General features: G+C 40.6%; 27 protein-coding genes. 10 read left to right on the top strand and 17 right to left on the bottom strand.

Annotated features, from left to right (window positions below; genetic code table 11):
• The first annotated feature begins 174 nt into the window (after nucleotides 1-174).
• The gene (locus JCM15074_RS16280; RefSeq protein ID WP_025822481.1) at nucleotides 175-423 is read left to right on the top strand and encodes an Ogr/Delta-like zinc finger protein; all 249 of its coding nucleotides are present in this window, start codon (nucleotides 175-177) and stop codon (nucleotides 421-423) included.
• On the opposite strand, the gene JCM15074_RS22690 is transcribed toward JCM15074_RS16280, so the two are convergent.
• From JCM15074_RS22690 to JCM15074_RS16240, 8 genes are read right to left on the bottom strand one after another with little or no spacing between them, the layout of a single operon-like run.
• Nucleotides 413-2,596 (bottom strand): replication endonuclease, encoded by a 2,184-nt coding sequence (locus tag JCM15074_RS22690; RefSeq protein WP_025822479.1) that lies wholly within the window; start codon nucleotides 2,594-2,596, stop codon nucleotides 413-415. The two genes, JCM15074_RS16280 and JCM15074_RS22690, sit on opposite strands and share 11 nt — an antisense overlap.
• Entirely contained in the window at nucleotides 2,596-2,859 is a 264-nt protein-coding gene (locus tag JCM15074_RS16270; protein ID WP_025822476.1) for a hypothetical protein, read from the bottom strand. The genes JCM15074_RS22690 and JCM15074_RS16270 overlap by 1 nt, the downstream gene beginning before the upstream one ends.
• Nucleotides 2,850-3,035, bottom strand: coding sequence for a hypothetical protein (locus JCM15074_RS16265; RefSeq protein ID WP_025822475.1), 186 nt, complete (start codon nucleotides 3,033-3,035; stop codon nucleotides 2,850-2,852). The genes JCM15074_RS16270 and JCM15074_RS16265 overlap by 10 nt, the downstream gene beginning before the upstream one ends.
• The gene (locus tag JCM15074_RS16260; protein WP_025822473.1) at nucleotides 3,028-3,234 is read right to left on the bottom strand and encodes a hypothetical protein; all 207 of its coding nucleotides are present in this window, start codon (nucleotides 3,232-3,234) and stop codon (nucleotides 3,028-3,030) included. Before JCM15074_RS16260 ends, JCM15074_RS16265 begins: the two co-directional genes overlap by 8 nt.
• Nucleotides 3,231-3,467 carry a hypothetical protein gene (locus JCM15074_RS16255; protein WP_025822471.1) on the bottom strand — a complete coding sequence of 79 codons (237 nt, stop codon included), beginning with the start codon at nucleotides 3,465-3,467 and terminating at the stop codon, nucleotides 3,231-3,233. Before JCM15074_RS16255 ends, JCM15074_RS16260 begins: the two co-directional genes overlap by 4 nt.
• Entirely contained in the window at nucleotides 3,454-3,936 is a 483-nt protein-coding gene (locus JCM15074_RS16250; protein ID WP_025822469.1) for a hypothetical protein, read from the bottom strand. The genes JCM15074_RS16255 and JCM15074_RS16250 overlap by 14 nt, the downstream gene beginning before the upstream one ends.
• Nucleotides 3,937-3,969: 33 nt before the next feature.
• Complete coding sequence (locus JCM15074_RS16245) at nucleotides 3,970-4,503, bottom strand: phage regulatory CII family protein (protein WP_025822467.1); 534 nt, start codon at nucleotides 4,501-4,503, stop codon at nucleotides 3,970-3,972.
• A 57-nt stretch (nucleotides 4,504-4,560) separates the two neighbouring features.
• On the bottom strand, nucleotides 4,561-4,785 hold the full coding sequence (locus tag JCM15074_RS16240; protein WP_025822465.1) for a hypothetical protein: 225 nt from the start codon (nucleotides 4,783-4,785) through the stop codon (nucleotides 4,561-4,563).
• A gap of 130 nt (nucleotides 4,786-4,915) precedes the next feature.
• Here JCM15074_RS16240 and JCM15074_RS16235 point away from each other — a divergent pair, with 130 nt between their 5' ends.
• Genes JCM15074_RS16235 through JCM15074_RS16220 form a run of 5 tightly spaced genes read left to right on the top strand, consistent with a single transcriptional unit; the run spans nucleotide 4,916 to nucleotide 8,366 of the window.
• On the top strand, nucleotides 4,916-5,557 hold the full coding sequence (locus JCM15074_RS16235) for a helix-turn-helix transcriptional regulator (protein ID WP_159105307.1): 642 nt from the start codon (nucleotides 4,916-4,918) through the stop codon (nucleotides 5,555-5,557).
• Nucleotides 5,557-6,543: an FRG domain-containing protein gene (locus JCM15074_RS24070; protein WP_025822461.1), complete on the top strand. Its 987-nt coding sequence runs from the start codon at nucleotides 5,557-5,559 to the stop codon at nucleotides 6,541-6,543. Before JCM15074_RS16235 ends, JCM15074_RS24070 begins: the two co-directional genes overlap by 1 nt.
• Nucleotides 6,544-6,548: 5 nt before the next feature.
• A complete protein-coding gene (locus JCM15074_RS25685; RefSeq protein ID WP_234400260.1) occupies nucleotides 6,549-6,821 on the top strand; it encodes a hypothetical protein in 273 nt (90 codons plus the stop codon).
• Nucleotides 6,710-7,573 carry a phage integrase gene (locus tag JCM15074_RS25680; protein ID WP_444544580.1) on the top strand — a complete coding sequence of 288 codons (864 nt, stop codon included), beginning with the start codon at nucleotides 6,710-6,712 and terminating at the stop codon, nucleotides 7,571-7,573. Before JCM15074_RS25685 ends, JCM15074_RS25680 begins: the two co-directional genes overlap by 112 nt.
• 7 nt (nucleotides 7,574-7,580) lie before the next feature.
• The gene (locus JCM15074_RS16220; RefSeq protein ID WP_025822459.1) at nucleotides 7,581-8,366 is read left to right on the top strand and encodes a cytochrome c family protein; all 786 of its coding nucleotides are present in this window, start codon (nucleotides 7,581-7,583) and stop codon (nucleotides 8,364-8,366) included.
• A gap of 542 nt (nucleotides 8,367-8,908) precedes the next feature.
• Here JCM15074_RS16220 and JCM15074_RS16210 read toward each other — a convergent pair.
• Nucleotides 8,909-9,853 carry an abortive infection family protein gene (locus JCM15074_RS16210; protein WP_025822455.1) on the bottom strand — a complete coding sequence of 315 codons (945 nt, stop codon included), beginning with the start codon at nucleotides 9,851-9,853 and terminating at the stop codon, nucleotides 8,909-8,911.
• A 636-nt stretch (nucleotides 9,854-10,489) separates the two neighbouring features.
• On the opposite strand from JCM15074_RS16210, the gene JCM15074_RS16205 reads away from it, so the two are divergent.
• Complete coding sequence (locus JCM15074_RS16205) at nucleotides 10,490-11,404, top strand: HNH endonuclease (protein WP_025822453.1); 915 nt, start codon at nucleotides 10,490-10,492, stop codon at nucleotides 11,402-11,404.
• 219 nt (nucleotides 11,405-11,623) lie between these two features.
• Nucleotides 11,624-12,316, top strand: a complete 693-nt coding sequence (locus JCM15074_RS16200) for a hypothetical protein (protein ID WP_025822451.1) — start codon at nucleotides 11,624-11,626, stop codon at nucleotides 12,314-12,316.
• Nucleotides 12,317-12,943: 627 nt separating this feature from the next.
• Here JCM15074_RS16200 and JCM15074_RS22680 read toward each other — a convergent pair.
• The 8 genes from JCM15074_RS22680 to JCM15074_RS16165 form a co-directional block, all read right to left on the bottom strand.
• The gene (locus JCM15074_RS22680; protein WP_234400258.1) at nucleotides 12,944-13,345 is read right to left on the bottom strand and encodes a hypothetical protein; all 402 of its coding nucleotides are present in this window, start codon (nucleotides 13,343-13,345) and stop codon (nucleotides 12,944-12,946) included.
• Between the two features lie 208 nt (nucleotides 13,346-13,553).
• Entirely contained in the window at nucleotides 13,554-13,799 is a 246-nt protein-coding gene (locus JCM15074_RS25030) for a GlyGly-CTERM sorting domain-containing protein (RefSeq protein ID WP_051536934.1), read from the bottom strand.
• Between the two features lie 131 nt (nucleotides 13,800-13,930).
• Nucleotides 13,931-15,664 (bottom strand): ExeM/NucH family extracellular endonuclease, encoded by a 1,734-nt coding sequence (locus tag JCM15074_RS22675; RefSeq protein WP_051536933.1) that lies wholly within the window; start codon nucleotides 15,662-15,664, stop codon nucleotides 13,931-13,933.
• A gap of 218 nt (nucleotides 15,665-15,882) precedes the next feature.
• Nucleotides 15,883-17,088, bottom strand: coding sequence for a 3-oxoadipyl-CoA thiolase (gene pcaF, locus JCM15074_RS16185; RefSeq protein WP_025822449.1), 1,206 nt, complete (start codon nucleotides 17,086-17,088; stop codon nucleotides 15,883-15,885).
• The gene (locus JCM15074_RS16180) at nucleotides 17,088-18,416 is read right to left on the bottom strand and encodes an aspartate aminotransferase family protein (protein WP_025822447.1); all 1,329 of its coding nucleotides are present in this window, start codon (nucleotides 18,414-18,416) and stop codon (nucleotides 17,088-17,090) included. Before JCM15074_RS16180 ends, pcaF begins: the two co-directional genes overlap by 1 nt.
• An 11-nt stretch (nucleotides 18,417-18,427) precedes the next feature.
• On the bottom strand, nucleotides 18,428-19,081 hold the full coding sequence (locus JCM15074_RS16175) for a 3-oxoacid CoA-transferase subunit B (protein ID WP_025822445.1): 654 nt from the start codon (nucleotides 19,079-19,081) through the stop codon (nucleotides 18,428-18,430).
• Entirely contained in the window at nucleotides 19,078-19,788 is a 711-nt protein-coding gene (locus JCM15074_RS16170; protein WP_025822443.1) for a 3-oxoacid CoA-transferase subunit A, read from the bottom strand. The genes JCM15074_RS16175 and JCM15074_RS16170 overlap by 4 nt, the downstream gene beginning before the upstream one ends.
• A 12-nt stretch (nucleotides 19,789-19,800) precedes the next feature.
• Nucleotides 19,801-21,399, bottom strand: coding sequence for a hypothetical protein (locus JCM15074_RS16165; protein WP_025822441.1), 1,599 nt, complete (start codon nucleotides 21,397-21,399; stop codon nucleotides 19,801-19,803).
• Nucleotides 21,400-21,552: 153 nt separating this feature from the next.
• On the opposite strand from JCM15074_RS16165, the gene JCM15074_RS16160 reads away from it, so the two are divergent.
• Nucleotides 21,553-22,395 carry a LysR family transcriptional regulator gene (locus JCM15074_RS16160; RefSeq protein ID WP_025822439.1) on the top strand — a complete coding sequence of 281 codons (843 nt, stop codon included), beginning with the start codon at nucleotides 21,553-21,555 and terminating at the stop codon, nucleotides 22,393-22,395.
• A 269-nt stretch (nucleotides 22,396-22,664) separates the two neighbouring features.
• The gene (locus tag JCM15074_RS25310; protein WP_267880194.1) at nucleotides 22,665-22,796 is read left to right on the top strand and encodes a hypothetical protein; all 132 of its coding nucleotides are present in this window, start codon (nucleotides 22,665-22,667) and stop codon (nucleotides 22,794-22,796) included.
• The last annotated feature ends 8 nt before the right edge of the window (nucleotides 22,797-22,804 follow it).

The following is a 22,804-nucleotide window of genomic DNA, read 5'->3' as shown; positions in this document are numbered from 1 at the left end:
TATTCATATAACTAAAATATATAAAATTATTTTTATATATTATTTATATCTATCACCATTTGTGACAGTTACAACACAACGATATGAAAAGCCTATTCGTTACACTTTGATACCTGTTTATAAAAACAGTACTTTAGCTTATAATAATAAAGGTCATCTGATGGGAGAAACGCCATGCGAGTATTCTGTACAGTCTGCGGAAATAGAGCCCATATCAATAAGAGTAATCGCCTCAGTTTAGGTTATGCCGATTTATATTGTTCATGCACTGAACCTGAATGTGGTCACACCTTTGTCGCCAACCTCACCTTTTCACACACACTCAGTCCATCAGCCAAAACTACAACAGCTTTGGTGAGCGAATTAGCTAAAGCACTCAGCCCCGCCCAGCGCAAACAACTGCAACAAGAACTTAATTTTTGACAGTGCCATGGCGCTTAAACTGGCGCCTGATTTCTAACTGCTGCAATTCAAAGCGCTCTTGTTTCACAAGCGCTAACACATCTTTAAGTTGTTCCAACGCGGTGGACTGCTCATTAGAGCTAAATGATTGCCACCACTGCAACACATCAGCACCATCAAGATAAACTTGCCATGCACTTTGCCGTATTTGCTGCTCACGCAATTGCTGTTGCTGCGCTAATTCATCTTCAATGGCGCGTTCCACTGCTTGCCACCCTGGCGGCTCAACACGATTAATCAATAATTGGGGCCCTAATACCGGATCACTGCGTAGCCGCAGCTGCTGTTTTCCTTCTTGTAATACGGCGCCAGCGCGTAAACAGAATAAATCCATCTCATCTAACTGCAAATGCTGCTGGGTTTGCCTGAATTTGGCATCATTAATGGGCAATTTCATCAAGTGCGTACAGTTATTGTCAGTACTCCAAGGTGCGCAGCTGTCGCTGCTTTTAAAATCAAAAGCCCCCGCTAAACCGAATTTGCTAATCGTCCAGCCATCGCGCCGCGTTAATATAGTTTGAGTATCAGCAAACACCCCTTTCACTCGGCCCATGATTTCGCCATAACTGTTAGTCGAGTCCATTTGCTTGGCAAGTTGCACCGGTCTGTCTGCCCGTTTACAACAAGCGCCGCCCATGGCCATCACATAGCCACGCCAATTACTGCTATCTGCCGCTCGCCGTACTTGTTCAATAATGGCTGAATCATTCACAGGCTCACTCAATCGCCGCAGCTCTCGCCATACCGTCACGGGTGGGCCACCTATTTGTTGGAACTGGCGAATGCCCCACATGGATGCCCAAGCCAACACGCCCTCAGCCCCATGTTTACCACTGCTTTCAGCCTCGTAGTCGGTACTAACCCCTTCACCATCCACATTTTTAGCAATGTATTTGGCTAAATAACCCGTGGCACTCTGCTCAGGATCAATAATCTTAAAATCAAATCGAGCTCGATAACCGCGATGATTCATCGGCCGCTTACGGCGTGGCATCGCGAGTTCATGTTTATCATGCTCAAGTGCATAACGGCGCATAATGCTACGCGCATGCCGCAACTGCTTCGGGTGAATAAACAGCAATAAATGCCAATGGGGCGTGCCATCGTGATGAGGCTCTGCTACCCGAAAACCAAAATATTCAATCCCCTCACGGGCAAGTTTGGCTCGCGCTTTGGCCCATTGTTGCCGTAAATAAGCTTGGGTATCCCGTGGGCTTGCCCCTTCATATTTATTGTTAGCCACACATTTGCCTTGTTTGGTATTGCGCCATGAGTGATAACGACTCGGTGCCGTCCATGTATAAAACTCAGCGCAATAGCCCATATCATCAGCAAGCTCTTCAAATCCACGCAACCTCACCATTAGCTCAGCGCGGCGGTTGGTGGGATTCGACATTGAACTGGCCACGGCATCAGCCAACAAAATCTCTAACGACTCATCTTCATTCACCGCGTACATACTGTTTAACCAGGCTTGCGCCGCAGCTTGTTTTTGTTTGAACTCGGCTAAACAATGGCGTGACACATAAGCAGACACACCCCGCCTCACTTTGCCGGTGATAATGGCGGCATGTTCTTGGTAACGTAACCAACACTTTTCTAATTGGCGCCGCCACCATTGCTCATCCACCAAGCGAGCAATCGCCCCCGCCACTAAATCATAAAATCCATTATCTTGTTCAAACTCACCCGTTTGTTTACGTTGTTCGTAGTCATATAAACAAGGCATCACGGGTTCAAATCCCCATTGGTCTGCCGGTACTTTAACGGCTCGCAGCAACACAACAGCATCTACTTGAGTCTGGCCAAATTCCGTCATTTGATGCAATACACTGGCGCAGCGGTCAGCCCATTCGGTTGCAATGGCTGTACGTCTGATTTCAGTTTGGAGGTGCCATAATGGCAAAGGGAATTGATGCAACATTGACTGCATAGCAGCCACACGTCGACGCAACCAAATATTGGCAGAACGCGCCCGCTGTCGATGCCGCCTTGCATACTCCTTAAATAAGTTAACCGCCACATCATCTGGCACTTGTTCAAGTTGTTTGTATGCCCAACGTAAATCAGCTTTAGCTGCGTATGAAACAAAAATAGCCGAGGTATCAACCTCGGCTTGCTGGCATATTTCCACTACAGTGGCATGTTGTGTGTTTCTTCAAATGACAGTTCTAGCGCTTGTTCACGCTGCACTTGTTCAAGGCAACAGGGGCAAGCGGCTGACACAATTTCATATTCAGTTTCATAACTCACCCAGCCTGCATCGCGTAGCCGCTGCTGAATATCATTCAGATTAAAATGAATATCTGCAGGTATTTGGTAAGTCACAAAACAGTGTCTGCACTCCACTTCGCACAACACATTAATTTCACATTGATGGGGTACGTTTAATTGCATACATCCTCCAAATACTCACTGACTGATAACCCTAATGCTTGCGCTTGTTCAATATCTTCAATGCGGCGGCGTCGCTGGCATTGCATACGCTCATCCGCACATGGTGGGCGAGCATTCAGAGAGGGTGCGCCATCCCCAAAAGGATAACGATTAAACGATGATGGGTTATCATCCATAGCGGGCTCCTTGCATGCGCATGGCAAGCTCGGCATAGGTGGCACTAATACTGTAAGCATTCAGGGCATCAACTATCGCCCCATGACGTAACCGTGTTTTAGCAATAAACAACCACAATCGACATTGGTGCGCATAAAACGGCGCCATATAAGGTTGAGCATCTGCGTTTAATTGCTCAACGGTGAGGTAATCCATCATAACAACACCCCACTGACTTCAATATGATTGCGAATCGCCACAAGGCGCACATGTAAACGCTGACGAATAGGTAACTGTAATTGCTCGGCAATGCCAATTAACGCTTCAAAGATAGACTCGGCTACTACGGGCAATATCAAGCCACTGTTCAGCGCGACAATGGCGCGGTTAGCTTCATCACGTAAACAGGCATTAATCGACACATGACTAATCATCGGGCTAATACTTTGCATATCCCCTCCTACGCGGCAATGCCTTTTCAGCGGCGAGTTCAGCCGCGACCGAACTGACATCTGCAAGTAAGTCGTCATTGTGACCTTGGCATATCAATGTTTTGGGAGAAGAATAATGAAAGGGGGATGCAGGCGATTTAAGCGGTTTAGCCACAGGCCGTTTTAGCGGAATAACATCACCACGCCCGATGGGCTTACCTTTAAATAATTGGGCAATGTCGAGTAGTTGGATCAAGGTGACGCGTAATTGTTCGCGTTGTTCATCATCAAACGCATTAAATGCGGTACGTAAATAGTGATGGGGAGACAGTTTCGCGCCATACAGTACCATCACTTTTTGCGCATCACTCATGCGATCATAAGCACTGGCAATGGCACATTTACCGAGCATGGCTCGCATATATCTAAGATGGTAGACGCCCGAATCAGCGTGGGGCAAACTGACAGGTTGAACAGAGGTGGCAGCCATAAAGTGGCCCTCCTTTCTTATTTGCAATGCCAGTTACATGCCCGGCATTGGCAAGGTTTGCAAGGTGTCTGAGGCTACGCTCAGCACAGGAACGGCTTGAAACTTCTGCTCTACATCATGAATAAACAACGCAAGTTCATTAAACACCACCGTCGCGCGGCTCACGGCACTGTTGCGGGTGCGTTCGGTCACACGATTTTGCGCTTTAATATCGAGCGCAATGCTTCCTAACACCCCGGCATTGGTGCTGATCTCTAATGCTCGCTCAGTTAATGGCACCTTGGCCTCATCGGCACTCACCGACTGTCTGACTGAGGGCAAGCAATCAAGCTCACGCAAAATGCCATCAACAATGGCACGATTGCCACTGACCTTGGTGATACGCACCAACTCATGTACCGTCAATTGATGTGGCTGATTCAACAGCAACTTATTACGTAACATCTGCGCCGCTATTTTACTTTTAACAGCCAGCTCACTCAGTGTTTCGCTCAATGCAAATTGACGTAATGCTCGCGCCACATACGGTTGTTCTGCTTTGTGTTTATTCAAATCATCGTTATACATAGCCGTGATCTTTCATATTGCTACACTCTGCACGTCAAATGAATGACGTCAGAATGGCTATTTACAAGGGGGATAATAGTAGCGTTCGCTCATATCAGCGGCTTCATTAAATAACGCTAACATATTGATTAATGGTTTTTCTTTCTTACATTCTTTGGGGCGAATAGGTAACCGACCTGCAGCTACCATCTTTTGAATCATGCCCTTTTTGATACCTGACATTTGTTCATATTGCTCAAATGTCACATAAGGGGATGCAATTTGCACTGTAATCGCTGTCATTTGTGATACCCTCGTATTCAAGTGCGCAATATTTGCAGATATTGCGTGATATTTAGATAAATAAATAATTCGTACGAATTGGAATATAATCCATATGACTTACCTTGTAAATAAGCATAAACGTGATTTTATGATTGATTTGAATCAACCCCCTGAATATCAAGGAGGAAAAAATATAATAAAAAGATTGATCCATTTGTTTGGTGTAGGTAATCGGCTTCAACTTGCAGACTTACTCGGAGTGACACAGGGAACGCTTTCAACATGGATGACACGTGATAGTACACCATATGAAATTCTGATTAGAGTTCATTTGGCAACTGGCGTACCGATGGAATATTTATGCTTTGGAATTAACGACGATGACTCAATAGTTGATCTATCTCGCTTTGATAAGTCAAATGAATTATCTGAACGTACGACATCATATTCTACAAACAAGATTGATCTATTTAAAATTGAAAATGGTGAATTAACTAAACAATCGCAAAATTTAACAAGCTTTGATTTTTTGGCTATATATAACATCAATATTGATGATGGTGATTATGCTATCCAGATCAAAAATGAAATGTTATTTATTGATTCAAGCGAGAATACCGTTACTAACGGTAGATATCTAATCTCTATTAATAACTCTAAAAAAATAGCAGAACTCCGCTTACTACCAGATGGTAACGTGTACTATTTCGATGATAATGAGAGATACCCGATCAACACTGACATCACCAAGGTATTAGGCAAAGTCACCGCCGTATTGGAAGCCGTATAATGAAATCAATCATGACATCTGTTTTTTCTACAACAAAAAGAAATATATTCGAAGGGCGAATAACTTCACTGGCGGATATTTTCCACGCAATTACCCAAATAAAAGCGAGTTCTGAATTTTACAAAACTAACGAAAAATTGCTTTTTAGAGGGCAAAATGACGCATCATATGAATTATTACCCTCCCTATGGCGACCAAACGAATCAGGTAAATATTATAACGAAGCACTTTTAATTGATAAATTTCTCATAGAAGAACCTTCAGCAAAAGATAAATATAAAACAAACTTAGAACTACTATCATATGCTCAGCACTACGGTCTTCCAACAAGGCTATTAGATTGGACAACCAATCTTTTAGTCGCAATTTACTTTGCATGTGAAGGGAGGACAAAAACTAATAAAGAAGGTAAAGTATTTTGTTTAGAAGCATTTAATAAACATAGCCTACATTCACTGAATAAATACAGTCTAGAAAATGCCATTATTACTTCACATAATGAATTCGACTTATTCCAAAAAATTCAATTATTATCTAGAAATGATAATTTATATTTCAGTGCCATATCAAATGATCGCTTTATAGATTTAAATAAAACTGACATCAATTATGATGCTAAAACATACTCCTTACTATCTTCAATAAAACAATTATCAATCACAAATGAACCACAAGACATTGAAAAACAAGAATTTCACTCTAACATCCCTGAATTTTCAATATATATTCCTCCCAAGATAAACTCAAGATTAAAAGCACAACATGGATGTTTCACAATACACATGGGGAAAATTATAGACAACTATACTATAAACTTTGATTATTTAAAGTTTTCTACATCTGCGATTACTGAAATAATAATCCCTGCTAATCATAAACAACAAATATTAAACGAATTAGATTATTGTGGTATTAATAAACAAACTCTTTTCCCTGAGCTAGAATATCAAACAGAAGCTCTGAAACAACACTGTTTTGACGACTAACGATTATGGCAATACGTAACCTCAAAGACGACAGTGATAAACCATGGCTATGCGAGTGCTATCCAACCGGTCGCTCGGGTAAACGCATTCGCAAATGGTTTGCCACACGTGGTGAAGCCCAAGCATTTGAAAATTTCACTATGCGTATTGTGGAAAATAAACCTGGCTGGGCAAAAGAGACGATCCCCGTTATTTATCTGAGTTATGTGAGCGTTGGTATGAATTACATGGCCGCCAACTTAATGATGGTGGCGGTAGAAAGCGCAAACTGCAGTTAATTTGTGAAGGACTCGGCAATCCTGTTGCCAGTAAACTCACTATTAATGATTGGGCCAACTATCGTCAGTTACGATTAGATGGTGAAGTAGCTGATTTACGTGGTACCAAACAAGTAGTCAAAGCCCGTACGGTCAATATTGAACAATCGTATTTGCTCGCAGTTTACTCTGAACTCAAACGCTTAGGTGAATGGGCTGGCCCGAACCCGTTAGAAGGCTTTCCACCGTTCAAGATACCGGATCAAGAAATGGGCTTCCTCTATCCCGAAGAAATCCCATTAGTATTGAACGAATGTGCCAACTCAAAAAACAAAGATGTCCGCACCGTCACGCTTATCTGTTTAGCCACAGGTTGCCGTTGGTCTGAAGCCGAAAAGATGACCGGCAGCCAAATTGCCAACAACCGCATCACCTTCATCAAGACTAAAGGCAAGAAGAACCGCACCGTACCCATCACTGCAGAACTCGCAGCACAGATACCAAGAAAACGTGGCCGCCTATTCTCAGACTGCCGCAAAGCGTTCCAACGTGCGATAAAGCGCACAAAACTAGAGTTCCCTGAAGGACAAATGACCCATATACTACGCCATACATTTGCCAGCCATTTCATGATGAACGGCGGCAACATTTTGGTATTACAGCGCATACTTGGCCACGCCGACATCAAGGACACCATGAAGTACGCCCACTTCAGCCCAGACCACCTTGACGACGCCCTCACCAAAAACCCATTAATTAATGTGAAGTGGTAGAAATTAAATGAGCAACAAAATAACCAAATGGATAATTTACGGTTTTTCTACAACAATTGTATTTTCAGTACTAATGCTTTTAGCATATTTTTTTAATTTTTATTATGCTGACTTCCCCTTTACTCTCCCAATTCCACTATCACGTGACAATGCTGAATGGGGAAATTTTGGCTCATTTATCTCTGGTGTTTTTGGTTTTGTATCTGCAATGGCAACTGTATTCACTTTATTATATATAGCCAAACAACATAAAGAAATTATGACTCTACAAGAAAAGGTCACTGCAGATCAAAAATATTTAGCAGCTAAACAATTAGAAGTTATAGCATTTGAAAAGCATGAAAAACATTTAGCCGCATTTATCTCAAACTGTATTGAAATAGAGGGTATCGTATTAAACCAATTAGAAATGAAATACAAACGCACTTTATATAAAGACATATTCTATGACAACAGTTATAAAAACACAGACTATACCGTTTCTATTTTTGATAAAAACTCTAAACTTAATCTTTTTATAAAATTTTTCGAAGCAATAAATAAAGAGATAACATATCTAAACTCCAATTTCGAAAAAAATGAACTTTGTAATAGAAAAATAAATAATTTAATACATGACATATACTGTCTGTCAGCGTATATGTATATTGAATTCAATGATGCCGTTCAAGACAATGGATCCATCTATTATGGTACAGCATTTCCAAGCCTTAATATTTTTATGGTAAAAAAACAGCTAAACCAACTACATCAAGTATTAGAACAATTAACATTTTTTTTGTTCAAAAAATGAAAAAAGTGAGCCATTAACCTTAGAAAAACCGACTAACAAACTCATTATCGAAATGATATTAACTTCATTTAGCGATAACTTTAAAATTAATCTACATAAACATGAGCTACATATAACAAATAAAGACAACCTAATAAAAGCAATGATAAAAACATATCATAACACTAGAAATTTAAAACTTGAAAATTTAAATAATAACGACAGAGATTCAATCAACAATTTCAACAATGAAATGAAGCATATAATTGGTATTGATATTTTTTCAAAAACAGAAGAGAACACCAAAGATTTAATTAACTTAACTTCAGAATCAAATGGAATATTACAATCGATTAAAAAGATTGATTTTCAAGAATTTAGTAACATTAACAGTATGATATATCAATTATATTAATCAATTAGCACTTTATATATACCAAACAAGGCATTATTAATAATTAAATTTAAATCATAGGAAATAACATCATCAAAGCAGACCACCTTAATCAGTGGTCTTAACCAATCCGAAATGCCAAACGTTAGCTGTTACTTTAAAGAATTTATTAACGTTCTTTTTCACATTCACCTAAAAATACTATATTGACTGCAGTTAAATGAAGTGTATAACTAACCATAGTTGCTGAAACACTTTTTATTTCAGCCCCCTGCCCGTGACCACCTTCCTTATTTCGAACAGTTGGGACACCACTTTCAAGCAATGCTCTAAAATGACTAAACTGTTCTTGCATATAGTCAGGGACTAGATTATTAGTTATGCAAACATTTATCAGTTTCTTGGCAGTATCTGTCTTACCATACTGCCAACCTCGTTTATCACATATTGCTTTCATCATACTTTCAAATGACTTTAAACAATCAACTAACGTTTCTTTGTACCGCTGGTTACGGTAATGAGAATGTGCAGAAAGGAACTCATCTCTTGCACCATTATATATTTTATCACCTTGCAATATCATCAGAGCAGGTTTAACTACTTCACTATGAATAAATTGAGAATCAATTTTTACAATTTCCCTTGAGAGATACTCATATCCAACAGCAGACTCTTTAAATCTATTATTTAACTCTTCAATTGCATCATCAGCTTTTTGTGTAGTACCGCAATCATGCGTAAAATGATATTGATTCTCTTTTATATATAATTCTATATACTTAAATGTCAGCTCTATAATATCCAAGCATTCTTCTACGTTTTTAGACTGCAAAAAGTAATCATAAACCGCCTCAAAGTCACTTTTGTATTGTTGCTTTGACAAAGAAAAAACACCGTACTCTTTACATAAAATCTCGTGTATTTTTTGATAGGCAACCTGAGAGGCTGTAGGCCCACCAAAATGCGAGTTGTTCTCTCGCACACCAATAGTTGCTTTAATAATATGTATAATTTGAACTCTTAGCTTATTTGGAATTTCTTTATACTGATAAACATCTGGAACATCACCACGAGCTTTTTTTTGTCTTGATGAGAACAACTCATAAATTGCCATTTATTTTCCTTTCACTGAAAATATTTATCATGACACCCACACACTTGCAGATATCCTCAAACAGATAATACTCCCTCGTAAACAGAAAAAATCAGCATAGACATAAAGTGTGAACCACCTCACATAAAACAATAAGTTTATGTTATTATTAGCTATAATCAATATTTATCATGATGACACCCATAATAAAATGAGCGTCAGTTGACCGATAATAGCAAGCAAGCTAACAAGAAAATGAATCAATGAGTAAAGCGTGATAATCATCACGTTAGATAAAGAAGCGTTGATATAATTGATAACCCTGCAATCACAAAAGCATCTATTTGTAACCATTCCAATGAAAAGCCTAATTAAACAAATACTTATTATAAAATAATAAATTGTACTTGATCTTACCCATCCACAGGCAAGCTACTAAATTATCATGTCACAGAATATTGAGCGCCACCAAAGGACATAACAGGTATCACGTAATAAAAGTACATGCTCTTATTTATCAATCAATGAAAGTACCTTTTTATAGGGCAATAATATAAGTCAAACTAACTACTATTTGTTAACCAAACATTAGAGTAAGCCCAATTCTATACTCGTAAAAATGATATATTACGTCATCACTAAAAGATTACGTATGACATGAATTACCAAGAACTCTTTAACACTCAACTACAGAATGTTGACACACGCTACTTTATTCTGGATACCAAAGGTTCAGACTCTAACCATGGTGATGCGGACTTCCTGCAGTACCGTTGGCAAACCAACAAATTTGGCAAAGTAAGAGCTGGAGATTTGTTCTTATATCGTAGACCGGGTAAAGCATCTGAAACAGGTAAGTTTTACTTCTTTGGGGCGGGCGAGATAGGTCCGATCAATTCTTTTGGTGAAATAGAAGAAAAAAGAGTTGAAGCTAAAATCCTATCGCCATACCCGTTTAAATCACATCTTCACCCATGTGATTTAGAAGATTATCAGTGGGATTTCAAAGATAGAACGCCAGACTCTTGGGAGTATTTCTTTAACCAATATGGCATGAATCAAATCACTAAAAATGACTTTTGCCAAATTATTGCGTTATCTGAAATAAATCAAGATGAGTATGACCCCATTGCTGCAACTGAAGCACTTCAGCTCATTCAAACTGGTTCGTATACTGTCGAGGACCAAGTGAGTGTAGTAAAAGTAAGAGCACAACAAGCCTCATTTTCAAACCAAGTGAAAAACAACTACGAAAACCAATGCGGAATTTGTGGCATCAACACACGTGCTCTACTTGTTGGCTCACACATCATCCCATGGTCTAAGGATAAGACTTGCAGACTCGACCCCGCCAATGGAATATCTTTATGTGTATTGCATGATAAGCTATTTGATACTGGCTTCATTACCTTCACAGACAAACTTGCTTTAGTGCTTTCTGACCAGGTAAAGCATGACTCCACATTATCAGCTCTTCTCGCCCCATTTGATGGCAAAAAGCTAAAGGTATCCCGAAAAAATGCACCAAAAAAGGAATACCTGGATTATCACAGAAAGAATATATTTAAGTGATAACACCTAAGTTCTTGATACGAATGATACAAATGTATTGACATAAATGTAAGACTGATTTAAATTTGCCGCAGCTTATTGGAAGCCTGCCCACCCCAACTAGGCGAATTCTTTCGAGAACCAAATAAAATCATTACTCAACTTATCTTATAAACCAATGTATGAGACTACAGAAATTAGGGGTGAATTACTGAATAATCTCGTTTGGAGAAATAAGATATGTCAAAGCACATTACCTCAACGTTTTTCGAAAACGTAAAAAAATCAGCTAAAAAACTTAAAAAAAACCTAAATATTCCACATTCTGAAGCCCTTGATCTAGCTTCCCAAAAAGCTGGCTATCCAACCTATCACGCATTGATTACCGCATATAAAAAACAAATACAGACTCCAACAAATCTAGATTCATTTATAAGAGAAGCTTTAACTGAAATTATTGATAGCGAATACAACCGTAAAGAGATTGATGTCGAAGGACACATAATCTCTAAAAATCATAACGACGCTGAAGACATTCATTCTCTTGTACGTTCTAAACTATTAGAAATTTTTGATAATGGAATTAATCATACTGGGGTAAATATTAGTGCTGATTGGTCAGTCTGTCGCTATGGTATAGATAAAGAAAGTCTTAAAGATATGGGTTATGAACTCATAGAATTTGGTAGTATCGAAGAAAGGACCGTTGGTGCTCTAATTGTTTGTTTAGGACATTTTTATAGATCTGCTGCAGACTGTTACGTAAGTAGAAGACTTATCCATCCTAATTTTAATACCTACCTTACAGATTGGATTAGATCCACTGCAATTATAGGTAGCGATAGTAGTCAGATTCTACTGGAAATGTACCCTGAAAATAAATATAACGGTTTGGCTAAAGGAACTTCTTATTGGAAAACGCCCAATTATTAGCCTTAAAATACCTGAACGAATATACTTTATGTGAAGCACAATTTTAGCCATACGGACGCGGGTTCAGTTCCCGCCCCAGAAACTGAATCAATAACCTGTGAATCAAGTTGATTTGATTAGTGGCGACAAAGTGGCGACAGAGGGGGGGATTTTAGCGCAACATAGGCAAACATGGCTTACTTAACTAATTGATTTAGTTATAAGTCTTTGTTTTCAAACGGCGCTGATAAAATGTAGGCTTTCTGGACGCGGGTTCAAGTCCCGCCGCCTCCACCAATTATAAGAACAAAGACATCTTCGGATGTCTTTTTTCTTGTCTAAAATTTACTAATATCAATAACTTACAATCCAAAATGTTCTTTTATTGACCGATAAGGTTTGGTTGCAACTATCAAATCATGTTGGCTTTCTGGACGCGGGCTCAAGTCCCACCCTCCCTGTAAAATGAAAAAAGACACCTCTAAGTGTCTTTTGAACTATTACCCGCCTATTGAGCAAAAAAACAAACAGCATTAATCTCATCACTCAAATAATCATTTATTTATAAGCTAACGTTTTTATCTTTACCATGCTCTAATTGACGTTCAGCATCTTGTACCGATATCTTTTGAAAAAAGACATTCATAATCAAATTAAGCCTTTCTTCTGCATTACCAAACTTATCAAAACCACCATATCGTACAGAATCAAAATCAAGTTCAGCACCTTGTTTCCTTGGTTGTCTGTAACATCTAAATTAACAAAACGCATATAGGTAGCCATATCCCACCACCAATTAGCATTAAATTCAAACATCACCTGATTATCAGCTAATTTAGCTGTTGGATTTGCTGTTTCTTTCGATACATCATAACCATTTGTCACCATCCAAGTGGTCACAATATCTCGCACATTTTCGGTTTGCTTTGTATCATTTGTGAGTACGATTTGCTTATCAAAATTTGCAGGCATTGGTTTTAACGCTGTTAAACCATTACTTGAACAACCTGAAATAATTAATAAGGTAAAAGCTAATATTACTTTCTTCATGTATCAATCCCTTTATATGAAGTATTACTTATCAACGCCAATCAACGTACTATTATATTTAAAGTTTAAAAGGGAACATGTGAGCAAAAACATATAACAACTTATCTATAAAAATAATTTATACCGCCTCAATAAGTTAATTACCAAATATCAAAAAAGAGGCATTACGCCTCTTTTAGTCGTTAACGCTTATCTACGTATTAGCTGCTTAACGAAACTTACGGCGTAACATTGCCGTGCAAGCCAGTCCCATTAACGCTAACCAACCAAGTGAGCCACCATCGTTATCTTCATCAGTTACAGGGGCTTTGCTGTAATTCAGTGCCACAATCACAGGATCGTGATCTGATGATGAAAAGGCATTTTCTGACTTAGCAAGATCACCTGTATATTTGCTGCCATATTCAAATAATTTAGATTCAGCAGCATTAATGTGCCAGTCTTCTACCGCCACTACACGCTTAACTAAACTGTCGTTAGCGAGTGCATGATCTAAACTACCAATCTCGCTGTTATAGCTATATGAGTAGCCTTTGCCATCATTAAAGTGACTGACAAGGTTGGTATATCCATAGCCTTGTTCAACTAAACTGCCTTGTGTTCATAGCTGGTGCCGCCAATGCTGGTCCATGATGCGCTATAAATTTTACGGCTTGATTGGGTTAAGTCATCACCGGTTAATACCATCATAGGATCTTCCATCGCATATGAGTTGGTATCGCCAATAATTAACACATCCCCCACCACATCTTTTAATGCATCACCCAATACTTTGGCCGCTGACACTCTAAACTGTGGGCAGCTGCCTTGCATATCTGCGTCATCACCATCATCTAACCAGTCTTCAGCACACTGTGAACCTTTAGATTTAAAATGGTTTACGACTACCGTTAATGGCTGGTCATTGTAGCTAAAGCTTTGTGCCAAACTATGGCGCTGGTATTTATCAATAGCTTCTGGATTAGTTTCGGTCACACCATCAAGGGTACGGGTTATTTGCCCTGCAACCACATGTTGCTCTGGCATCGCAATCACTTGTGCTGCGCCGGCTAGTTTTACTTTCGCTGAGCGATATAACATACCAACGGCAATGGCATCTGAGCCGATAAATTTATCTTTATATTTATCAGCATCGCTAATTTCAACAAACTGATAGGTCTGCTCTGCTGGCAGTTCAGCATTAAGTGTGCGCACTAAATCAGCAATGGCGCTGTTCTCACCATAACCGTTATTGGCAATTTCCATTAAACCAACAATATCAGCATTCATCGCGATAATCGCATTCACGATTTTTGTTTTTTGCAGCTGGTATTCTTCAGCGGTTTTGGCGCCACGGTTACTCTCTAATGGATTCTTATCACCACCAACTGCGTCATTGAATAGATTTAATACGTTAAAGCTGGCAACGCGAATATCACCTTTGTTGGCAATCGCAGGTGCATCGGTACGGTCATTACCGCTAATGATGTCTGCTTTGCTGATATTATTGGTGGCGACAAAACGGTATTTGCCATAGCTATAACCAATTACACCTTCAAAGTTCACCAGTTTATCGCCAATACGAAGATAGCCATCTTGCGCATTAAAGTCGGCGTAATATGGCACTTCACCATTATCGGGCTTTGCATCTGTTTCAATAAATAACTGGTTGTCATTATTAAATTTTTTAGCGGCAATGGCTGCTTCAGACAATACTGGGTGTAGCTGAGTTGGATTCATTAATGGTGCTTGGTGTGATACCACCATATTGTTGCGTTTGCCGCCGTAGTCATAACTAAATGAACGTGTAATCACCAGCTCATTATTATGATCGAGAACCACTTTCATGCCTTCATAACGCTCAAGTGCCTGCGCTAAGGTCTCGCCTTCATTAACCACGATTGGCGTAGCAGCTAGCTCTGTCGCTTGATCTAACACTTGATAATCTGCACTGGATGCTAATTTCATTTGTGTCAGGCTATAAAATTCGTCCACTTGGCCTTGCAAACATACTTCAACGCCTAGCTTAATATTGTCAGTCGCCAATTTGTCGGTATAAACAAAAATACCGTCAGACGTAGCGGGATTGGCATCACCTTGTGCATCTTGCAAGTAAAACCCTTTAAATAGGCTTTCATTTTTAGCAGTAACTATGCCTCTAATTGTTTTGGTCTGCCCCACCATCGGGCTTTTATATGAGTCACCTTGCACCGCATAAATTGGCGTTAAATCTGCCGCATTACAATCAAAAACTGCGACTTGAGGGGCAGCTAGCGCTGACGTAGCAAAAATTGTACTGATTGCACCAGCAATGGCGCTTAATTGATATGAAGTCTTCATCCGTAAACCTTGTATTATAATTATATTACTAATACTGAATTTATTAGCGCTTGTATTTTTACAAACTTACTAACATTCACATATGATGAGACTCTCACTTAACAATTTACACACATGCTTTAGATCAACCTTAATGCATTTAATTATTTACTCAATTAGCACCTGTTAATTTGACCTTAAACCCAACCTCCTTATTAGCAATTTATAATAAACAGCATTTAGTCTGTGACACGTTCCAATACCATTGCGATACCTTGACCAACGCCAATACACATGGTGCATAACGCATAACGCCCTTGACTACGTTGCAGTTGTTGCATAGCAGTAATCACTAATCGGCTGCCACTCATGCCAAGCGGATGCCCAAGTGCAATCGCACCACCTTTAGGGTTAACTCGAGTATCATCTTCACTAATGCCTAACTGCTGCATACAGCTTAATGCTTGTGCAGCAAAAGCTTCATTTAGTTCGATGATATCCATGTCGGCCAATGTTAAGCCAAGCCTTGTCAGTAATTTTTGAGTAGCGGCAACTGGGCCAATGCCCATCATTGACGGGGTAACACCAACAGTCGTCATACCCAACACTTTAGCTTTAGGCATTAATTGATATTGCTCAACCATCGCTGCAGATGCCAGTAATACCGCAGCGGCACCATCATTGATACCAGAGGCATTCCCCGCCGTCACGGTTCCGCCTGCAAATAGTGGTTTTAACTGAGCCAGTTTTTCGAGTGAGGTAAGCCTTGGATGCTCATCTTGTTGAATAACTATCGGCTCGCCCTTTCGAACAGGAATCGTCACGGGTACGATTTCAGCCTCAAAGTGCCCTGCTTTTATTGCTGCTGCGGCTTTGGTTTGACTGGCAAAAGCAAACTTATCTTGCGCTATGCGACTGATATTATAATGGTCAGCTAAGTTTTCTGCAGTTTGCGGCATCACCTCCACCCCATATTGCTTGGCCAGTTTTTTGTTCACAAAACGCCACCCCATGGTGGTATCAAATAGAGTTTGAGTGCGACCAAATGCTTGCTCGGCTTTAGCCATCACTAATGGGGCGCGGCTCATACCCTCAACACCCGCGGCAATCATTAGCTGAGCCTCACCTGTAGCAATGGCTCTAGCTGCATCACCTACCGCATTTAAACCTGAGCCGCATAAGCGATTAACGGTTACTGCGGGGACACTTTGCGGTAATCCTGCTAACAATACTGCCATTCGCGCCACATTACGGTTGTCTTCCCCAGCTTGATTAGCACAACCCATAATGACGTCATCTAATTGGTTCCAATCAATTTGCGGATAGCGTTGCATTAACTCGGTTAATGGCAATGCGGCGAGATCATCCACTCGAATTGAAGCGAGGCCACCAGCATAACGGCCGATAGGTGTGCGTACTCCATCACAAATATATACAGCTTGCATTAACTGGCCTCTTGTTGACTAAACATCGGTTTTAACTGCTTTAAGCCTTGCTCAACAGCATCACTTAACTGATCAATCTGTTGCTGACGATGAGCAGTTGATAACGTTAACGAGCAGGTATTGATCATGGCAAAGCCTTGCTCAAACAAATAATCAAGTAAGCGATCTTTTATTTGGCTTTGCAGTGGACTAAGGTAAGTTTGACGATAATTTTGTGGCGTATTGGCTTGCATATGTAGCCGTAACATCGAGCCTTTTCCTGTCACACACACGGGAACATCGGCATTAGCAATCGCCTGTTCAAGCTGTGATTTTAGGGTTGTAGTTAATTGATTAAGCTTAGTGACTGCTGTTTGATCAAACAGCTGCATCGCCGTTAACCCCGCCGTCATGGTGATCGGATTAGCTGAAAAAGTACCTGAGTGTGGGAAACGCACAGACGATGATAGCGGATCCATCACTTGCATCACTTCACGCTTGCCCGTAATAGCGCCAACTGGAAATCCGCCACCAATGAGTTTACCTAACGCAGTTAAATCTGGCGTAACGCCATAGTGTGCTTGCGCACCGCCAAATTCAGTTCTAAAGCTGATCACTTCATCAAAAATCAGTAAACTTCCCTGCTGCTGTGTCCACTGCTTTAACGTATGAATAAACGTATCTGATGCCGCAAATAAGCCGACTCTGTGCGGCAGCGGGTCAACAATAATGGCGGCAATATCATCACCGTATTGATTTAAGATTTGTAGCGCTAGTTCGGGGTCATTAAAGGGGATAATCACCACATCATCAAGCACCCCTGCTGGCGTGCCGTAAGCAACGGGCACACTTTGCGGTTGCTCAGCGTTACCCCAATTATGGGGATTAGCGGTTTGGCTAATCTCTGCAAAGTCATATAAACCATGGTAGGCTCCTTCAACTTTGGCAATCTTGCTACGCCCCGTATAAGCACGTGCAGCTTTAATGCAGCTCATTACCGCCTCTGTGCCTGAGTTAACAAAACGCAGCTTCTCAAAGGCTGAATTACGGTGACAAAGCAGTTCGGCGTACTCAATCTCGACCTCTGTTGCAAAGGTAAAGGCACTGCCTTTAGCTAATTGTTCGGTAACGGCTTGAGTAATTTGTGGATGAGCATGACCATGTATCAGTGATGCCATATTATTGGCAAAATCAATATATTGTTTACCATCAATATCTTCAATATAACAGCCCTTACCTGCTTTAGCGTAAACGGGATGGGGTTTGCGTAAAATAGTATTGCGGCTACAACCACCCGGCATCACTTGCTTAGCTCGGGCATATAATTCTGCTTGTGTTTGTTGTCTCATAAATTCCCCAACTATACGAGTTTGCAGTCGGTACGTGCTTGTAAATAATCCCAATCAACACCTGGAGCTAACTCGACCACTTTTAACCCTGCTTGAGTCACTTTCATCACCGCTAAATCAGTATAAATCCGACTCACCACCGCTTTACCGGTTAATGGATAACTGCAAGATTGCACAATTTTAGAAACACCTGTTTTGGTGGTGTGTTGGCTAATCACAAATATCTGCTTAACCCCAGCTACAAGATCCATTGCGCCGCCAACAGCAGGAATGGCATCTTTGGCACCTGTAGACCAATTAGCAAGGTCACCTTGCTCTGATACTTGCATTGCGCCTAACACACAAATATCAATATGGCCGGCGCGGATCATGGCAAAGCTATCTGCATGATGAAAATAAGCCGCCCCAGCAATGGCTGTTACTGGCTTTTTGCCTGCATTGATTAACTCTGGATCACGCTCCGCTTCACTTGGCGTATCCCCCATACCTAACAGGCCATTTTCAGTGTGATAAATGACTTCTCGCCCTGCGGGAATATATTGCGCCACTTGTTCAGGAATACCGATACCTAAATTAACGTATGAACCATCTTCAATATCCTGTGCTACCCGCTGCGCCATCTGTTGCCTTGTCCAGCCAATGTTATTGGTTACACTTGAGTTCATGGGTAACTCCTATTGGCTGCCACTAAATCAGACTCATAAACGGGATTGGGTACGGTCACAATGCGATTAACAAAAATGCCCGGTGTAACCACATGTTCTGGATTAATTGAACCCGCCTCAACGTATTCAGCGGTTTGCACGACTGTCGTTGTGGCGGCCATCGCCATAATCGGGCCAAAGTTACGCGCCGTTTTGTTATAAATTAAATTGCCATATCGATCTGCTTGCAATGCTTTAATTAACGCAAAGTCAGCCGTTAACGCCGTTTCCATAACAAACTGTTTGCCATTAAAACTGCGATGCTCTTTCCCGTCCGCTAAAGGGGTATTCACTGACGTTGCGGTATAAAATGCTGGAATACCTGCACCACCAGCACGAATGCGTTCAGCTAATGTGCCTTGTGGTACGAGTTCTAATTCAATATCACCAGCACGATATAACTCTGGAAACACCGTCGAGTTGGCTGTACGCGGAAATGAGCAAATCATCTTACTGACTTGGCGGTTTTTAATTAAAGCCGCTAAGCCGACATGACCACTGCCAGTATTATTGTTAATAACCGTCAGATCTTTTGCGCCATGGTCAATTAAGGCATGCAGTAACTCAATCGGACTACCTGCCTCACCAAAACCACCGACCATAATGGTGGCTCCGTTTTGAATATCGGCAATTGCCTCTGCAACGGAGGCAATACGTTTATCTATCATGCAGTCACTCTCCTACATATGCGCCATTAAGGCCGCTTCTAGCTCAGTTTCAATCTGCTTTAATTCGTCTTCAAAAAAGAACTTATCAGTGTCGAGTGGAGTTAATAGATCAATCTTATTTTCCTGCTCATCGTATTTAGCGTGAAAGACTCTATCCATCCACACCATATTACGAGCCTCGGTAAACTGCAGTGCAAAGCACTTCTCACCGCCAATAATTGATGTGCCTAAAATAGCGAGTTTGCCCGCTGAAATGGTCATTGAAATATGACGAGATGGACGGTTAATTGATGACAATGAGCGGTAAATAAGATTAAAAATACGCTCGATATCCGCCAATGGCGCAGTGTAATAGTGGTGCTCTCCCGTTGGTCGAGCACAATACATGGAATGGAAACCAAGACATAACATGCCAAGTACGGTCGCTAAATCTATCCAATTTTGCGCTGAGCGCTCAACATCAACATTGCCCTGTGCATCAGTAAACAAGCTGATATGGTGCATAATTGGACTTTGGCTTCGAATATTAACCCCGTGATTTTGTAAGCGACGAATAGCAGCAATGGTGCTTGGATTTAATAATTCACGCGGCGTTGAAAAATGTGCCATCCACGCTAATTGAATACCGTTGTCTCGCAGTTCATCAAACAGCTCTAACATGCCGTTGTATTTTTCAGTCAATACGAGTTCCGGTTGAAATGTCAGTGCCCGCGTAGCAAGGCGTACATTTTTAACATGTAGCAGTGTTGGATCTTCAATTAATGGCTTCACATATTGGCGTAAACGACTTACTGGCATATAACCGCCATCACCGCCGGTAATTAATATATCGGTAATTTCAGGATGACGTCGCAGATACTCATGTAATTGCTGAATATCTTTTTGAATAAACATATCTTCATCACCACGTACCTGCGCATGGCGGAAACAGTAAGTACAAAATGAAAAACAGTTTTGGGTGGTTTTATCAAAGACTAATTGGCATTGCGGATATTTATGCTGACTACCATCCAGAATCTCTAATTCCCCTTGTTCATTCTTAAACCAAGGTTTATTGAGTTGCTGATTACCATCATGGGGATTAGTGCGCGCCATATAATCGATAGCAATTTGACTGCGCTGCTCAGCTGACTCTGTTGCTAAATAAGCTTGGGTGGCATCGGCCGCTATCATATTTGGCTGCGGAAACACCAACTGAAATACTGAATCATTAATATAGTCATCCCAGTTAATACTGTTTAGAGTATGTTTGGTCGCTAAGAAGCGGTATACCTCAACAAATAATTCACGCTCGGCAATATTACCTATCTCAATACCGTGCTCTTTTAGGACTGCACAGACCTCACGAAAACCAGATAGGCCTGTGTAGTGATCTTTCCCCGTAAACAGAAACCCCCTATCTTCTAAAAAACCTGAATGTTGTGGAAAAGACGCATGAAGCCGACTTAATACCCCTGCTGGTAATAAATTTTCATTATTGATAATAGCTTGGGTTTCATCACTATAACCGTAACGTAGACACATGCTAGCCACATCATGATTGTTAACGACGAGGTGTGAACGTTCTGGTTGATCAGATACGATAACGTTTGAGGGATTGATCGAATTCATGCTGTTTCCTGCCAATATTGAATAGAAAATAAACAGCAATAACCTTAATAATTATATGGCTTAATGTGAAATATGTTATTTTTATGTTATGTATAGACTAAGACTATAGCTTAATAACTATCGCTATATATTGCATATACAAGGGTGGTATCGATGGAGTTACGTGCACTAAAATATTTTTTAGTCGTATATGAGCAAGGCAGTGTGAGCGCAGCAGCAAAACATTGCTTTATTTCACAGCCCTCAATTAGCTCGGCTATTCAGACCTTGGAACAATCTCTTCATTGCCAACTGTTTATCCGTCATGCCCGCGGCGTATTGCCAACCCCCGCTGCGACTGAGTTATACCCCAAAGCTAAAGCGTTAATAGAGCAAGAAAAACAGATCATGCAGCAATTCCAGCAGCAAACATTCACCACCCCATTAAGACTTGGCATTATGCGCTCAATGGGCGCAATTCGAATGAGTCGATTACTGCAATATTTAGCGCAACACATCGAAAATCTAGAATTAACCTTAGTTGACCCAGATGAACCTTGTGATGCTAAATTTATGTCCTCTAGCGCGCTGAGTAGCAGCGACCAATTTGTTACTATTTGGCAAGACACCTATCAACTCGCCCTTCCTCAACACTGGCCGTTAGCCCATCAAGCCACCATCAAGATTAGCGATCTAGCTGGATTACCGTTTATTAACCGCGAACCTTGTAAAGCATTGGATCAGCTAAAGGAATTAATGCAACAACAAGGGATCAGTTTTACAGTCAGAGCTAATATTCGTACCCTAGATTATGCTTGGCCATTGGTCACCGCAGGGGTTGGTGCCGCACTCGTTCCGGATTGGGATGAAATTAAAAAATCAACTGAATTAAGTTTAAAACCAATTAATCACTTTCGTTTTAAACAAGCTATTGGTTTAGTCATTAAACCTAATAGCAGTAATCCGATGATCCAATCCGTGATAAATTGCTGTCATGATTTTGCCCAACTGCAATAAGTAAGACGATATTGTAAATTAATGAAGTGAAGTTAATCATTTGCAGTTATAACACGGCGATTTCCCATACCACTCTACCGATATTTTAAGCGTGACAAAGCTCTCATCTTCCCCGTTAAAGATTACCTATTACCATTGACTTTATTTAATAAAATTCTCATTGAATGATGCCATTGATCGTTCCAATATCCTGATATTGATACAACTTTTAGTGGAATACAGCATCGGTTAACTGCCATGTATCCACTTCCATCATTGATAGGCATTCTATGAAACCATCGCTTCTTTTACTGACCATGTTGCTCTCTGGCGCCGCGGTTGCCTCAACCAATACTACCGTTTATCCGATGACAGATATGACACTTGCTAACGTAGGTACTATTCATATTGCGCGCCATTAACTGAATTA

Source organism: Shewanella marina JCM 15074 (assembly GCF_000614975.1).
In the GTDB taxonomy this organism is placed as follows: Bacteria; Pseudomonadota; Gammaproteobacteria; order Enterobacterales; family Shewanellaceae; genus Shewanella; species Shewanella marina.
Note: the sequence above shows the minus strand (reverse complement) of the source record. Positions and strands in the feature narration are given on the sequence as shown.